At 73.8% G+C, this 15,156-nt stretch carries 7 protein-coding genes; 1 reads left to right on the top strand and 6 read right to left on the bottom strand.

What is annotated here, in order from left to right; all coding sequences use genetic code 11:
- Positions 1–11 precede the first annotated feature (11 nt).
- The 4 genes from QPK52_RS25950 to QPK52_RS25935 form a co-directional block, all read right to left on the bottom strand.
- Positions 12–3,566 carry a DUF6603 domain-containing protein gene (locus QPK52_RS25950; protein WP_410539929.1) on the bottom strand — a complete coding sequence of 1,185 codons (3,555 nt, stop codon included), beginning with the start codon at positions 3,564–3,566 and terminating at the stop codon, positions 12–14.
- Positions 3,563–8,098, bottom strand: a complete 4,536-nt coding sequence (locus QPK52_RS25945; RefSeq protein WP_410539928.1) for a peptidoglycan-binding protein — start codon at positions 8,096–8,098, stop codon at positions 3,563–3,565. Before QPK52_RS25945 ends, QPK52_RS25950 begins: the two co-directional genes overlap by 4 nt.
- Before the next feature lie 265 nt (positions 8,099–8,363).
- A complete protein-coding gene (locus QPK52_RS25940) occupies positions 8,364–9,170 on the bottom strand; it encodes an IclR family transcriptional regulator (protein ID WP_410539926.1) in 807 nt (268 codons plus the stop codon).
- A 269-nt stretch (positions 9,171–9,439) separates the two neighbouring features.
- The gene (locus tag QPK52_RS25935; RefSeq protein ID WP_410539924.1) at positions 9,440–10,219 is read right to left on the bottom strand and encodes a methyltransferase domain-containing protein; all 780 of its coding nucleotides are present in this window, start codon (positions 10,217–10,219) and stop codon (positions 9,440–9,442) included.
- 521 nt (positions 10,220–10,740) lie between these two features.
- Here QPK52_RS25935 and QPK52_RS25930 point away from each other — a divergent pair.
- Complete coding sequence (locus tag QPK52_RS25930; RefSeq protein WP_410539923.1) at positions 10,741–12,612, top strand: chitinase; 1,872 nt, start codon at positions 10,741–10,743, stop codon at positions 12,610–12,612.
- A 308-nt stretch (positions 12,613–12,920) separates the two neighbouring features.
- Here the strand turns inward: QPK52_RS25930 and QPK52_RS25925 are convergent, their stop codons facing one another.
- Both QPK52_RS25925 and QPK52_RS25920 read right to left on the bottom strand, forming a co-directional pair.
- Positions 12,921–13,508: a TetR/AcrR family transcriptional regulator gene (locus QPK52_RS25925; protein ID WP_410539921.1), complete on the bottom strand. Its 588-nt coding sequence runs from the start codon at positions 13,506–13,508 to the stop codon at positions 12,921–12,923.
- A gap of 45 nt (positions 13,509–13,553) precedes the next feature.
- Positions 13,554–15,065: an FAD-dependent monooxygenase gene (locus QPK52_RS25920; RefSeq protein ID WP_410539919.1), complete on the bottom strand. Its 1,512-nt coding sequence runs from the start codon at positions 15,063–15,065 to the stop codon at positions 13,554–13,556.
- Positions 15,066–15,156: the final 91 nt, after the last annotated feature.

The following is a 15,156-nucleotide window of genomic DNA, read 5'->3' as shown; positions in this document are numbered from 1 at the left end:
GTGGGCGTGCCTCACCGGGCACCTCCGGGGGCGGTCTCCGGCATCAGGCGCAGCCCCTCGCCGTCGAGGCCGCGGCGCAGTTCGGCGGCCTCGGTCCGGGTGGGGGCGTGCGGGGTCGCGGGCGCGGCGGATCGCCGCAGGCCGGCCGGCGGCTCCTGGGCGCCCCGCACGGTCCAGCGGGTGTCGTGTACGCCCAGGTCGCGCGGGGCGGTGGTGAAGCGCTGCCGTCCGCTGCGGCGGGTGGCGGCGGAAGCGGCCCTCGTGGCGGTGGAAGCGGCCTTCGTGGCGGCGGCAGACGCCGTGGCGGGGTCGGCGGCCGTGCGGTGGCCGCCGTCCTCGACGATCTCCTCGTAGGCGACCGCGGAGGCGAAGACGCCGGCGCGTTCCCGGGCGACGGCGGTCGCGCCGTCCGCGGTGGCGCCCGCGATCAGCCGGTCGAAGGCCGGGGCGGCGATCTTCTCGTCGTCGGTCAGGTCGAGGAACTGCCCGGGGGCGAAGTACTCCCGGGTGGGGGTCAGGCGCACGGTCACCGGGGCCGTCTCCGGGTCGTCGTCCTCGACGGTCAGGTCCGGCTCCAGGTCGAGCCGGCGGGCGCCGTCGACGGGCGCGGTGCCGAAGCGGGTCAGGGTGACGCCGAGCGGGGCGATCCGCTGGGTGAAGGACAGCCCGCCCAGCGGGTGGACGATCAACTGCCCCTCGGCGCCCGGCAGCTCCCGCAGCGTGACGACCGTGCGTCCGGCGCCGGTGAGCTGCGCGGTCCAGTTGCGCGCGTCGCCGAGGGCCTGTTCGACCTTGGCGGCGACGTCCACGGCGGCCGGGAGGGCCGCGGGAGCGCCGCGGCCAAGGGTGCGGTCGAAGCTGATCTCGCCGCTGAGGAAGAGGATCTCGAAGCGGGCCCTGCCCCGCACGTGCCAGGGCGCGGGCCCGGACAGGGAGACCTCGACGCCCACGCCCATCAGGGTGCGCCTGCCGCGCTTGAGGGCGAGGTGCCCGGCGATGTCGACCTCGAAGCCGAAGGGCTCGAAGTGGACGAGGGCGTCGAAGGCGAGCAGTCCTTCGACGCTGAAGCCGAGGGCGGCGGCGTACAGCTCCAGGCGCGCGCCGAACTGGACGGTGTTGGAGGTGAGCGCGATGTACGACTCCAGGCGCACCCGGGGGTTGTCGCCGTTGAGCAGCGCCAGGTTGAGGCGGCGCAGTTCGGGGAAGCCCTCGGGGCGCTGGAAGCGGGGGTGGAAGCCGCCGGCCGACAGGGCGAAGGCGGGCCGGCCTTTCCAGCGGGCGCGCATCGCCATGTCGCCGGTGAGGGCGAACGCGGCGATCCGCGAGTCGTAGAGCGTGGCGTCGACGGAGGCCTCGCCGCGCTCGAAGTCGATGACGCCGAGGACGTCCATGTTGATCACGACGACGGCGGTCTCCTCGGTCGGCAGCGCCATGCGCAGTCGGCCGAGCAGGACGAGCCGTACGGGGGTGGGCAGTTCGAGGAGGAGCCCGAGGTCGAGGGTGAGCAGGGTGGGGGTGCCCCAGCCGATGCGGGCCATGGGGCCGATGACGTGCCGGCCGGGGGTGGGCGGGAAGACGGCGCCCAGGGTGGAGACGATCTCGGGGGCGCGGGCGATCGGGTCGCGCGGGAAGAGGACGGAGCCCAGGGCGCGGGTGCGGATGCCGGCGCGCAGGGTGTCGACGGAGACGGAGCGGTTGACGCCGATGAGGCCGCCGACGCCGGAGAGCGTGAAGCCGAGGCCGAGCTGGATCGGCGTGAACTCGGCGGTGATCAGGACGAGCAGGGAGAAGCCGTCGCGGCCGTCGGGCATCCTCGTGGTGAGCAGGCCTACGGCCTTGAGGGCGATGCTCTCCAGCTGGAGGGCGAGGACGCCCGCGTACTCCTGCCTGTCGCGGTCGAAGAAGAGGTAGCCGCCGCCCTTGACCGGCCCCGCGTCGACGGCGAGCGCGGCGCCTCTGGGCGGGGCGAAGCGGGCGCCGAGTCCGACCGGGCCGAGGTTGCCGTCGGAGCTGGTCAGGCCCGCTTCGAGGCCGATCCGCTCCACGGTGGCCTGGACGGGGCCGAGGTTGAGGCGGGCGGTGGCGGAGACGGTGGCGCTCAGTTCACCGTTGGCGGCGTCGGCCCCCAACTGGAGGTGGACCGCCTGGAGTTCGATCGGGCCGAGGCGGGCGTTGACGGGCAGGGTGGCGTCGAGCCCGGCGGAGCCGCTGAAGCCGAGGCCTCTGCGGCGGGACCACTGCAGGCCGAGGGCGAACTCGGTACGCAGTCCCTCGGCGGGCAGCACTTGGGCGAGGAAGCCGTCGCCGTCGCCGCCCGCGACGACCACGGCGGCCTTGTCGGCGGCGATGCCGATCTCGAAGTCGTCGTGTGCGTCGGCGCCTTCGCGCGGTGTCTCCAGGAGTGCCCTGGCCCAGGCGCGGAACTCGCCGATCTCCAGCCGGGTCCCGGTGGCGCTGCCCAGTACGAAGGCGTGGCCGTCGGGCTGCCCGCCCTTGCGCAGGTGCAGGCCCAGCTCGACGCGCCCCGCGGTGTCGGTGGCGAAGGTGACGCCGTGCGGGCCGACGGCGAGGGCGGGCCCGGCGCCGGACAGGTCGGCGCGCAGCGCCCAGCCGCCGCCGAGGAGCTGGTCGACGGCCGCCTCACCGCGCGGTACGAGGATCACCCCGAGGTCGCCCGCCTCCGGCGAGGAGATGCCGACCGTGGCGCCGATCTCGCCGCCGACGCCGGGGGCGACGCTGACGGGGATGCCGAAGGTGAGCATGCGGCGCCCGAGCGCGACGGACGCCTCGTCCAGGCCGGTACCGGCCGTCTCGCCGAGACCCGCCATGACGCTGACGCCCAGCTCGTGCAGCAGTCCGCCGAGCCGGGGCAGCAGCGTGGCGGCGAACGCGTCGGCGCAGGCCTCGTCGGCCAGGCCCTCGGGCAGGTAGTCGGCGCGCAGTGCGGCGACCGGGTCGGTGACCAGCTCGGCCAGGCGCTCGGGGCGCAGCCGGGCCCGCGGGACGTCCGTACGGACCTGCGCGCCGTCCTGGTTGACGACCTGGTGCTGCGGACCGGCCTCCTCGGGCAGCACGAGGACGCCGAGCAGCACGAGGACGTGGTACAGCACCTGGTGGTGACGGAGCAGCCAGTCGGTGACGAGGAAGTGGACGACGTCCTCGGCGAACGCCGCCGCGTCGAAGGCCGCGAGTGCGGGCGGGACCTCACGTACCAGCTGGATCGCGTCGCCGACCACGTTGAGCAGCAGGCCCAGGCCTTCCAGGTCCTGCGGCGGGTTCGCGACCAGCTCCTCCAGCCCGCCGACCGCGCCCGCGGCGGTCTCCAGCCACGCGGCGACCTCGGCCGCGCCCCGGGGGCCCGCGGCGGCCGGGTTCCAGCCGATCCGGGCGAGCAGCCGGGCGAGCGCGAGAGGGTTGGCGACGGCCTCGGTGAGCGGGCTGATGAGGTGGAGGATCTCGGCGACGAGGGCGCTCTGTCCGTCGGTGGGCGGGGCGGAGTCGTCGGGGCCGGGGGGTTCGGGGATGTCGGAGGCGTCGGCTCCCGCGGGAGCGGGGATGTCGGTCACGTCGGCAGCCCTTCGGTGTCGAGCACGAAGTCGCGGGCGGTGCGCAGGGTGCGCTGCTCGGCGGGAAGGTCGGCGAGCGGCAACGTGTAGCGGCGGGGGTTGTTCCCGGCGGACCAGGTCGGCCAGGCGTCGACGATGCGCAGGGTGTGACCGGGGTCCAGGTAGCCGGCGTGGTTGCCGTGGTTGGCCGGATGCGGCTCCGTCGTGACGCTGGTACTCGCGGTCGGGCAGGGGTTCGCGGCCAGGATCGCGGCGGCCATGGCGGCCTCGTGGGCGGCCGTCCAGGTGGCCGGGTTCTGCCCGAAGGCCAGCCCGGAGGCGGTGGCCGCGCCGGCCACGACGTTCTGCAGCCTGGCGGAGGCCGCGACCGGGCCGCCGCGCAGCAGTTGCGCCGGGGCGAAGACGTGCCAGCGGTGGACGAGGGCGGCGGTCCGCTCGGAGCGGAAGACGTCGCCGATGGTGGTGCCGGCCTGGAGCGGGAAGGGGTTCGCGGCGGTGGGGTGGTTCCAGGGCGTGGAGCGCACGTCCCGCAGCCGCATCCGGGCCATGTCCCACATGGCGCGGCGGAAGCCGTCCTCGGTGCGGCCCGCCATCACGAACCGGTAGAACCAGTGCCAGATCTTGAAGTACTCGTGCTCGGCGTACTGGCCGTAGACCTGGGTGACGCCGGCGCCGGGCGCCGGGAAGCCGTGCAGCGGGGCGGTGGTGCCGTCCTGGCGGGTGAGCACGCCGCGGGCCGCGTACTTGCGCTGGCCCGCCACCCACGGCGAGGGCGCGCCGCCCTGGCCGTTACCGGTCCACGTCCGGTCGGGCTGGACCCCGAAGAAGCCCGCGACCTTCTGGAACGCGGCCTCGTCGCGGCTGCGCAGGTAGGCGAGGAAGGCCCACAGCTCGCCGTTCTCCACCTCCCACAGGGCGCGGTCGGGACGGCCGGGCTGGTTGGCCGGGACCCACACCCGGGCGCCGAACGTCCAGTGGCACAGCCCCAGGGAGGCGAAGGCGTGGTCGTAGCAGTTGACGGCGTCGAAGTAGCCCAGTGCCTCCACCTCGGCGACGGCGCGGATCACCTTGTACGTGGCGAGGGTGTCGGCGTCGAGGTCGCGCAGCGGGGTGCCGATGAGCGCCTCGGGGGTCATCTCGGCCTCGGGGGCCCAGGTGTGGCCGCGCTCCGGCATGGCCACCGGTCCCGCCATGGGGCGGGCCGGGTCACCGGCTGCGGCGCGCGGGTCGTCGTACGGGACGCGCTGGCCGATGGGGGTCCTGCGCTCGGCCTCCCAGCCGTCGGCCGGGCGGCCGGCGGGGCGGGTCCAGTGGCCGGAGAAGTCCCGGGCGTACATCCGGGGGGAGGTGACGGCGTTGTTGGTGGTCTCGTCCCAGCGCCAGACGTTGTCGGCGAGCCGGGCGGGGCGGGTGCCCGCGGCCGGGATGACCGGGATGGTCTGCGGGACGCCGCCGGTGCCCAGCCGCCACGCCTCGATGACGACGGGACAGCGCAGGCCGTGGGCCTTCCAGCGGGCGATGACCTGCCGGGTGGCGGTGTCGACGACGCCGCTGACCGGTCCGGCGAACCGCTGCGGCGCGGGCACGTCGACGCTCGCCAGGGCGGACGCCCAGCGGTGGTCGCGCAGCGCGGTGACCGCGTCGCCCGCCGGGTGGGCGGCGGCACCGGTGCCGTCGGCGGCGCGGGTCACCGTCCATGTGGTGCCGGAGACGGCGGTGACGGTGACGTTCTCGTGGCCGACACGGGCCTTGAACGGCAGGCCGGGCAGGGTGCCGGTGGCGGGCGCGGTCAGGGTGAGGGTGGTGGCGTCGGCGGTGACCGGCTGGCCGAGGCGCACCACGGCGGTGGCCACCGTGGCGACGCGGCTCATCTTGGCGTACGACTGCAACTCCCTTACCGCCCAGCGCACATCGCGGCCGAAAGTGCCGTCGCGGGCACCCGCCAGGCCGAAACCCAGTTCGAGCAGGTCGCGCTGGAGGTCGCTGACGTGGGTGGCGCCGGTGGAGGCGTCGGTGTCGCCCTCGCGCAGGGTCCTGCCGCCGTACAGGTCGGGCAGGGCGGCGGGCGGGGGCCCGGTGGTCTGGCCGACGTCCAGGAGGACGACGAGCCGGGTCAGAGGAGCGGCGCCGGTGTTGCCGGGCAGGTGCCACCAGAGCGTCTGGGTCACGGACTTGGCGTCCTGGCCGTCCCAGGTGAACTGCACCTCGCCGATGTTGTTGCGGCCGACGATCTCCCGGCCGCTGCCGGTGACGGCCATGTAGTCGAGGTGGTTCTCGGCGGCCTGGACGTACTGGGCGAGGGCGGCGCGACGGTCTCCGGTGGCCGGGAAGGAGACCGGCGCGGGCCCGCCCGGCCGGGGTGCGGTGCCGTCGGGGTCGGTGTGGCGAACGTAGGTGAGTTCGTACTCCCACTCGGGGGCGGGGCTGCGCACGGTGTCGCCGTCGGGCAGTTCGAGCACGGCCGGGCTCTCGTGCAGCGCGAGCAGGCCGGCGGGGGTGCCGAGGGGGCCGTCGGTGCGCACGAACAGGGGCTTGCCGTCGGTGTTGGCCCAGCCCGCCCGGCGGGTGTGCGGGTGGCGGACCGGGTTGAAGCCGGCGTGGTGCAGCAACATGGTGCCCGTCGCCTGGTTCTTCAGGGAGCTGGCCGTCAACTGGGCGAGGACACCGCGCACGTGCCCGGCGGGTGAGCTGTACGGGGTGGTGGCGCGGTAGGCCATGCGGGCGGCGAAGCCGTAGTGGACGTCACCGCCGAGGGAGATCACCCGGCGGCGGCGCACCCCGTCGGCGCCGGGCGCGGCGTGGCCGAGGACGCGGGCGATGAACTTCTCGAAGGCGCGCGGGTCGTGGACCCAGGCCTCGACGTCCTGGTCGAGCTGGCCCGCGTAGCCCTGGAGACGGCGCACGGCGGGCTGCGCGAACTCCTCGATGACCGGGTCACCGAGCACCGGGCACGGCGAGAGGAGCACGGTCACCTTCTCCAGCCCCTGGTCGGCGGGCGCCTCCAGCATGGCGGCGAAGGAGGCGTCGGAGAAGAGCAGCGAGGGCGGGTCGGTGGGGCCGCCGCGGAAGACGCGCTGGGTGCGGGTGTCGACGGCGACGAGCTGGTGGGCGGGCCAGGTGATGGCGTAGTGCCAGGCCAGCGAGCCGCCGGCGCGCGTGATCCGCCCGGCTGAGTCGACGCCGCTGGGCACACCGGTGCGGCGGGCGATCACCTCGGCCGGGCCCGCGGCGGTGTGGTCGGGTGCGGCGAGCGCGGTGAGCAGTTCACGGCCGGGCTCGCCCGCGGGGCCGTCGGCGAACTGCTCGGGGGTGTTGCCCCAGCCCTGGCAGACGGCGTACGAGGCCATGGCGTTGCCCAGGAACTGCCGCCCGTGGACGGTCTCGCAGACCTCGCGCACCCAGCGCTTGGAGATGTACCAGTCGTCGGTGACCTCGTGGTCGTCGAACATCATGTAGGTCGCGGTGTTGGCCAGGGCCCGGCGGACCATGCCGAGGGTGCCGCGGAAGCCGTCCAGCCGGTCGCACTCGGCGACGTACTCCATGAGCCGTTCGTGCGCCTTCTTGTACTCCGGCTTGGTGCGCAGGCCGAAGAACTCGGTGGGGTCCGGGTCGCCGAGCGCGGCGGCCTCCTTCGGGAACAGCTCGGTGAAGAAGCGGATCGGCGGCACGGCGGGCCACAGCGCCGGCGACCAGGCCAGCAGGTACATGGCCAGGAACTCCGACAGGCGGAGCAGGTGGCTGCGGCCGTGGGTGGTGGTGAGGCGGAAGTCCTTCTCGACCATGTCCTGCCGCCAACCGGGCCGGAACTGCCACTTCTGCGCGGCCGGGTGCACGGTGGGGAAGGTCTCGTCGCGGCCGAGCAGGGCGCGGCCGTAGGCGGTGCAGATGTGCAGGAGCCCGTCGGCGACATCGTCGGCGTAGACCTGGTCACCCGTCAGGACGAGCTGCTGGGGGCGTCGTTCGGGGGACCCGGCGTCGGCGGCCAGGACCTCGTCGAGGATCGACAGGGCGTCGTGGCCCTCGGCGTGCGGCTTGCGGCAGGAGGCGTGGAACAGGCGCAGCTCGGCCGGGTGGTCCGGCGGGGTGACGAAGGACGGCAGGGCGGGGGCTCCGGAGGTGCTCTGGTAGAGCAGCGCGCTCCGCGCCTTCGCCTCGTCGGCGGCGACGATCCCGGGGCTGAACAGCCCGGGTGCGCCGGCCGGTACGGGCGTGGCGGGGGAGGTGACGTCCGCGCCGAAGCGGAGCGCGTAGCGGTGGATGGTCCCGGGGCGCAGGGTGCCGCCCGAGGGTGTCCCGGCGGTGACGGCGACGACGTACAGGTGCTCGCCCAGCCGGGCGGCGACCCGGGTGCCGGTGAGTGTCGGCACGGCCGGTACGGCCCCCGTGGCGCCCTCGTACACGTCCAGCGTCACCTTGCGCGGCGCCTTCAGCGCCAGCCACACGGTGGCGCTGTCCTGATCCACCCGCCGCACGATCGGCCCTGCCAGCACCAGCGGTAACGCGGCGACGTCCAACGACGGCAGCTCGGACACAGCCCCTCCCCCGATCCCCCGGTCCCGCCCCCACCGGCGGCGGACCCGAAGACTCAAATACACAGAACGCACATCGGATGATCACGAAGCTTTCACATCACACCCAGGCCGTTCGCAGGCGCCGGCGAGGCGCCTGGGCCACGCGAGCCGGGCGACTCGCGGTCGAAGCACGGACTGCGGCGATGCGTCAGATGCCGGCCGCTCGCGGCGCGGCGGCGTGCGGCCGGGCGGTCCGGACGGTGCTCACACGCCCTTCATCCGCCGCTCAGGTGACCTTCGCGCCGGACCCCGCCCTCTCGGCGGGTCCGGTCGGCCGTTCCCCCCGGCACGTCACCCACTGTGCCCGTTGCGCCGGCCCCGGTTCTACGCGCGTTCCGCTGAGCGGAACGGCACCGCGCCGGCCGTCGGCGGCGGAACCACTCGCAGCCAGGGCGCGTGTGATGGCCGCCCCCGCCTCGGCCACGGCGCGGACGAGGGGTTCGAGGCTGCGCCCGGCCGGGACCATCCCGGCCAGGGAGGCCACCGCCCTGCCGTCCGGCGACCGCACGGGCAGCGCGGCGCAGCACACCCCGGCCACCACGTCCTCCCGGTCGAGGACCGCCCCGGGGCGGAGCGGGCCGCGCAGCGCCTTGCCGGCCGCGGTGTCCAGGCCGAACGACAGCCCGTCCCGCACCTGGACGATCCCCTCGGCCTCACCGGGCACCGAGGCGACCGTCATGGCCCGGTCCTCGCGCAGCACGGACAGCACCACGCTGGCGCCGGTCGCCGCCCGCAGCCGGTGCAGCGGCAACCGGGCCGCGGCCCGCAGACCGGGGTGCGGCTCCCACGCCTGACCGAGCCAGTAGAGCTTGGGGCCGACCCGGTAGCGTCCGTCGTACCGCTCGACGGCCCCGACCGCGACGAGCTGGTCGAGCAGCCGGTGCACCGTACCCTTGGGGACCCCGCAGGCCCGAGCCAGTTCGGTGACCCCGGCGCCGTCCGCGTACCACCGCAGGGTCTCCAGCAGGGCGAAGGCGCCCTCCAGCACCCCGCGCCCCCGCACCGCCGCGCTCTCGACTCCGCGTGTGTCCACACGTCCCCCTGGATCTTCGCGACCCGGCCGGCACCCCCCACGGTTCGGCCACAGGCACAAAGGACACCATGCAGTACACCTGACATGTCGGTAAAGCCTTTGACATCGCGACATCCGGCAGTCGGCGGTCGCGCCGCGACCCGGTTCGACCCTTCGGCGGCTGTCCGGGGAAGGTCAGCCGCACCTGGCGGCCGGGGTTGTCGCGGCCCGTCGTGCGCAGCCCGCGGGAGACGGGGTTCGCGCCGCAGCCGAGGCGGTGGAGACCGCGGTCAGTAAGGGCGCCGGATGTGCAGCACGTCCTGCTCGTGGGACATCTCGAACCCGCCCGAGCCGTCGCTGAAGTGGTGCAGGACGTAGTCGCGCACGGCCTCGTCGGCCGGGGGTGCGGCGGCGGAGCCGCTGGACGGCACACCGAGGTGGAAGCCGGCGGCCGCGACGGTCTCGTCCAGGTCGCCGCTGCGGTAGCGGGCGGGCACGGTGTCCAGGCTCGTGTCGCCGACCAGGTGGGCCGGGGCCGCGGTGAGTTCGTCGACCAGCTCCCGCAGGTCGAAGCGGCTGCCGGTGAAGTGGCGGACCATGCGCATACAGGCGTTGTCGGGATTCTGCAGGAGAACCAGGAGCAGGCCGCCCGGCGCGACCCACTCCATGATGCGCAGCACCGTCGCGGTCCACTGCGGGCGCGGGATGTAGTACAGCACATGGGAGAGCAGGGCCAGGTCGGCGCGGACGCCCGGTCGGGCCCGCAGCACGGGCTCCGCCACGACGCGCGCGTCAGGGCAGGTCCTCTTCAGCGTCCGGCGCATGGGTTCGCTCGGTTCGACGCACACGGTGCTCTCGAAGAACCTGCCGAGGTGGCGCGTCGTGGTGCCGTCGGCCGGGCCGACGTCGAGGAACACCCGCCGCGCGGGAAGCGCGCCCAGCACCCGGTCGAGGTAGGCGTGGGTGACGGTTTTCTCGTCGGTACCGGCGAGGAAGCGGTCCAGGGCATGACGGTACGCCTCGTCCCCAACCCGTGGTGCCCCGGCCGGAACAGCCTTCCACCGCGACATCCTGGGCCTCCCCCGCCGGATGCGGTCGGCAACCGCGTCGGCGATCACTGTCGAGCGCGAACCAGGACAAGCTGACACATCCGGAGCCGGCCGGTGGCTCCCGGGTCGCCGCGCCCCCGGGCGCACGGAAGCACGGAGTGGGCACAACCCCGCCGCGGTGCGCCGGCCGCAGCGGGCCGCGCGTACGCGACCGGGCCCTGTCCTCGGAGGAGGTGCCGGCACCGTCTCGGTGGGCACCGCGGCCTCGCACTTCATCCCCTTCGAGGGCGGTCAGGCATCGGATGACCCGGCCAGGGACGGTCGTGCTCTGCGCCTGCCGCCACCTGATCGTCACGGGGTGTTCGACCTCCGGTCCGGGAGTCTCGGCCCCCGGCGCGCGGAACGCCGTGCCGCCGCCGGGCCGGCGGCCGGCGCCGGAACCCTTGACAACCTTATTGGTCTGGACCATTTTTCCTGGGGCGCGGTGTCGCCGTGCCATCCGCAACGCGCTCCCCCACCGTCCCCGACGTACGGAGACAGCCATGGCCCGTCCCTCCGCACAGACCAGCAGAACGAAACCCCTCCGCATCCGTGCGGGAGTCGCCTCCGCGGCGTGCGTCGCCCTCCTCGCCGGCGGCGCCACCACGCTCGACGGCCGCGGCGCATACGCCGCCGAGCCGAACCTGGTGCGGAACGCCGGCTTCGAGTCCGGCCTGAGCGGCTGGACCTGCTCCGCCGGCAGCGGCACGACCGTCTCCTCCCCGGTCCACGGCGGCACCGCCGCACTGAAGGCCACCCCCACCGGCAGCGACAACGCCAAATGCTCCCAGACCGTGGCCGTGCGACCGGGCTCGAAGTACGAACTGAGCGCCTGGGTACAGGGCTCGTACGTCTACCTCGGCGCATCCGGCACCGGCACCACCGACGTCTCCACCTGGACCCCGGGCTCCTCCGGCTGGCAGCAGCTGAGGACCTCCTTCACCACCGGCCCGAACACCACCTCGGTCACCGTCCACACCCACGGCTGGTACGGCCAGAGCGCCTACCTCGCCGACGACTTCTCCCTCACCGGCCCCGGCGGCGACCCGGGCGAACCCGACCCCGAACCCGAACCCCCGGCCGCGCCCGGCGGACTCACCGTCGGCACGACCACCTCCTCCTCGGCCACCCTGAACTGGAACGCGGTCGCCGGCGCCACCGGCTACACCGTCTACCGGGACGGGACCAAGGCGCTGTCGGTGCAGGGCACCTCGGCGACCGTCACCGGGCTCGCGGCCGCCACCTCCTACGAGTTCCGCGTCAGCGCGGTCAACGGCGCCGGCGAGTCGGCGAAGTCCGCCCCCGTCACCGCCACCACCCGCAGCCGGGACGACGGCGGCCACAACCCCGGCAGCGGCCTGCCACGCCACGCCCTCGTCGGCTACCTCCACTCCAGCTTCGCCAACGGCTCCGGCTACACGCGCATGGCCGACGTCCCCGACACCTGGGACGTCATCAACCTCGCCTTCGGCGAGCCCACCTCCACCACCTCCGGTGACATCCGCTTCGCACTCTGCCCGCCGAGCGAGTGCCCGAACGTGGAGACGGAAGAGGAGTTCAAACAGGCGATCAAGGCCAAGCAGTCGGCGGGCAAGAAGGTCCAGATCTCCATCGGAGGCCAGAACGGCCAGGTCCGCCTCACCACCACGGCCGCACGGGACGCCTTCGTCCGCTCGGTCGCGGCGATCATCGACGAGTACGGCCTCGACGGCCTCGACGTCGACTTCGAGGGCCATTCCCTGTCCCTGGACGACGGCGACACCGACTTCGAGAATCCCAGGAGCCCGGTCATCGTCAACCTGATCTCGGCGCTGAGGACCCTCAAGGCCCGCTACGGTGAGGACTTCACCCTCACCATGGCCCCCGAGACCTTCTTCGTGCAACTGGGCCATCAGTACTACGGATCGGGGCGGTGGGGCGGCCAGGACCCGCGCGCCGGAGCGTACCTGCCGGTCATCCACGCACTGCGCGACGACCTGACGCTGCTGCATGTCCAGAACTACAACTCCGGCCCGATCATGGGACTGGACGGCCAGTATCACACCATGGGCAACGCCGACTTCCATATCGCGATGACCGACATGCTGCTGACGGGCTTTCCCGTCGCGGGCGACCCGGACAAGGTCTTCCCTCCGTTGAAGCCCTCGCAGGTGGCGATCGGCCTGCCCGCGACCAGCCAGGCCGGTGGCGGGCACACCAGCCCCGCCGAGGTCACCAAGGCGCTGGACTGCCTCACCAAGGGCACGGCCTGCGGCACCTACCGGACGCACGGCACCTGGCCCGACCTGCGCGGCCTGATGACGTGGTCGATCAACTGGGACCGCTACGGCGGTTGGGAGTTCTCGCGGACCTTCGACGGATACTTCGGGCCGTGAGCGGCCGGGGTGCCCCCGGACCGGCCCCCTCCGGGTTCGACGGGGACGTCGAACCCGGAGAGGCGTCGGGCCTGCCTGCTCCCCGTGGGCACCCCGATGAACTCCGTGGGCGCGCGGCGCGGCCGGCGGTCGGGACCGCGCGCCCCGCCGACCCGGTGGAGCGGCGGTTCGACGCCGAGCGGCCGAACCGGGTGCCTCAGGCGTGCGATGTCTGTCGCTCCTCCCGTCCCGCCGGCACGCCGTGCGGACAGGGCCGCCGTCGGCCGGGAAGGGGAGGGCCGGTCTTCCGCCGTGTCGTTTCCGCCGGTTCAGCCGCGCAGGACCCGGAACGCCCGGTCCACCAGGGACGGCAGGTCTTCGGCGCCCCCGCTGTCCACCCACAGGGCGAGAGCGGTGTTCAGTGCGGCCAGTGCGGCTGCGGACAGGACGCGGATGCGCAGGGCGTCGGCTTCCGGCTGACGGGCGGCGAGGGCTTCTGCGAACAGTCGCTCGGTGGCGTACTGGTTCTCCCAGACCCGGGCGCGGAGGGCCGGTGTGGTCAGGATGAGCCGGGCGCGGACCAGGAGGGCGTCCTTGTCACCGGCGTATACGGCTTCCAGCCCCTGGATCAGTGCCCGGTGCAGGGCCGTGAGCGCGTCCTCGTCCGGAGGGCGCCGCTCGATAAGCTGGATGATCATCGGATCGTAGTCGTCGGTCTCGACGACTGCTTCCTTGGTGGGGAAGTGCCGGAAGAAGGTCATGTGGGAGACCCCGGCGGCGGCGGCGATCTCCTCGACGGTGGTGTTCTCGTACCCCTTGCTCAGGAAGAGCCTCAGTGCCTGTTCCTGAATGGTGCGGCGGACCTGGGCCTTTTTGCGGGCGCGCAGGCCCGTCGGCGGGGTGGGGGACGCTTTCACGGCCTTCGTGTCTCCCGGGGCCTGGTCGGGTGCTGGGGAACGGGCTCACCGAACGCGGCCGTTGCCGAGCACGCGGGTCAGCCACCGGTCCAGCGTAGCCGGGGAGGTGCCGGACCATGCCAGATGCCCGTCGGGTCGTACCAGTAGCGCGCGCTTCCCGCCGGCGGCGGGAGTCAGTGCGGCTGTGTTCTCCTCCCCCAGGCGGTGCCGTGCGACAGCCGTGAGGTCCGTCCTCGCGGCGGGCGCGAGGAGGGCCCAACGGGACCCGAGCTCGGCGTGCAGGCGGGTTCGGCTGCCGTCTTCGCGGTCGCACTCCAGGTCGGGGACGCGGTCGCCGGGGCGCGGCCCGGGAGTCACCGGGCTCGGGAGCAGTCCGGGCGCCAGGGGGCCGCGACGGTAGCCGACCTTCAGCTGGGAGGACTTCTCCCAGATCAATCGCTGGACGAGAGGCCGGTTCATCAGCGGAACGAAGACGTGGTCGCGTACTGCCCGGGCCGGCGGGGTCCGGCCGACGACCAGGCGGGTCATGGCACTGGTGGATTCCAGGACCTCCCGTGCGACGGGCCGTCGTTCGGCCTGGTAGGTGTCCAGCAGCGCTTCGTGGGCACCGCCGGTGGCGACGAGTGCGAGTTTCCAAGCCAGGTTCTCGGCGTCGCCCAGGCCGGTGTTCAGGCCCTGTCCCCCGAACGGGCTGTGGATGTGGGCGGCGTCCCCACCGAGCAGGATCCGCCCGTGCCGGTAGGCGGACGCCAGGCGGCGGTGGATGCGGAACGTGGAGGTCCACAGCACCTGCCGCACCGTTGCCCCGGCCAGGCCCGCCTCCTCCCTCAGCATCCCGGTCAGTGCGGCCAGTACGGCGTTGGCGCCGATGTCGTCACCGGCTCCGGTGGGTGCCGGGGCCATCAGGCGCCACACGTCGGCGCCGGGCAGAGGAAAGGCACCGATCATCTGATCGGCACGCAGCCATACCGACACCGTGTCCCGGGGCAACGGCAGCCCGGCCCGCACGTCCGCGAGCAGAAAACGCTCGACGAGCGTGACGCCGGGGAAATCGATCCCCGCCGCCTTGCGCACCCTGCTGTGTGCTCCGTCGCACCCCACCAGCCAGCCGGCGCGCGTCCGCCCGTCGGTGAGGCGAACGTCCACCCCCTCGCCGTCCTGGTCAGCGGTCAGCAGTTCCCGTCCCCACTCCACCTCAGTCCCCAGTGCGGCGAGCCGGCGCCGGAGCCGGGCTTCCACCTCGGCCTGGGAGATCAGCAGGCCGGGCCTGGTCACCAGTCTGGTCCGCCGGCCGACCTCCAGCCGGGCCAGGGGCTCCCCGTCGACATGGGTGACCACCCGCCGGATCGGCACCGAACGCTGCGGCAGGTCGTCCAGGGCTCCGAGGCGGTCCAGGACCTCCGATCCCCGGGGCTGCAGCCCCAGCGCCCGCGAGGTCGTCGAGGGGCCCGGCGCCTTGTCCACCACCCGGACCCGGATCCCGGCGGCCCGCAACCCGCACGCCAGGGCAAGCCCGGTGGGACCTGCACCGGCGACCAGGACGGTCGACGTGTTCATCCCGGACTCCAAACGTTATTGACTAACAATTGTTAGAAGCTAACGCCATTGAGCGTCGAAGTCAACGGCCTCACCCCGGCGGTGCGGCACG

Origin of the sequence: Streptomyces sp. KL2 (assembly GCF_046529545.1) — a bacterium.
Classification (GTDB): domain Bacteria; phylum Actinomycetota; class Actinomycetes; order Streptomycetales; family Streptomycetaceae; genus Streptomyces; species Streptomyces radiopugnans.
The sequence above is the reverse complement of the archived record's forward strand: the minus strand, read 5'-3'. Positions and strand labels throughout refer to the sequence as shown.

Bases quoted from the DNA above. Each gene is read 5' to 3' on its own strand.
- QPK52_RS25935 (WP_410539924.1), bottom strand. From the start codon at position 10,219: ATGTCGCGGTGGAAGGCTGTTCCGGCCGGGGCACCACGGGTTGGGGAC.
- QPK52_RS25930 (WP_410539923.1), top strand. From the start codon at position 10,741: ATGGCCCGTCCCTCCGCACAGACCAGCAGAACGAAACCCCTCCGCATC.
- QPK52_RS25920 (WP_410539919.1), bottom strand. From the start codon at position 15,065: ATGAACACGTCGACCGTCCTGGTCGCCGGTGCAGGTCCCACCGGGCTT.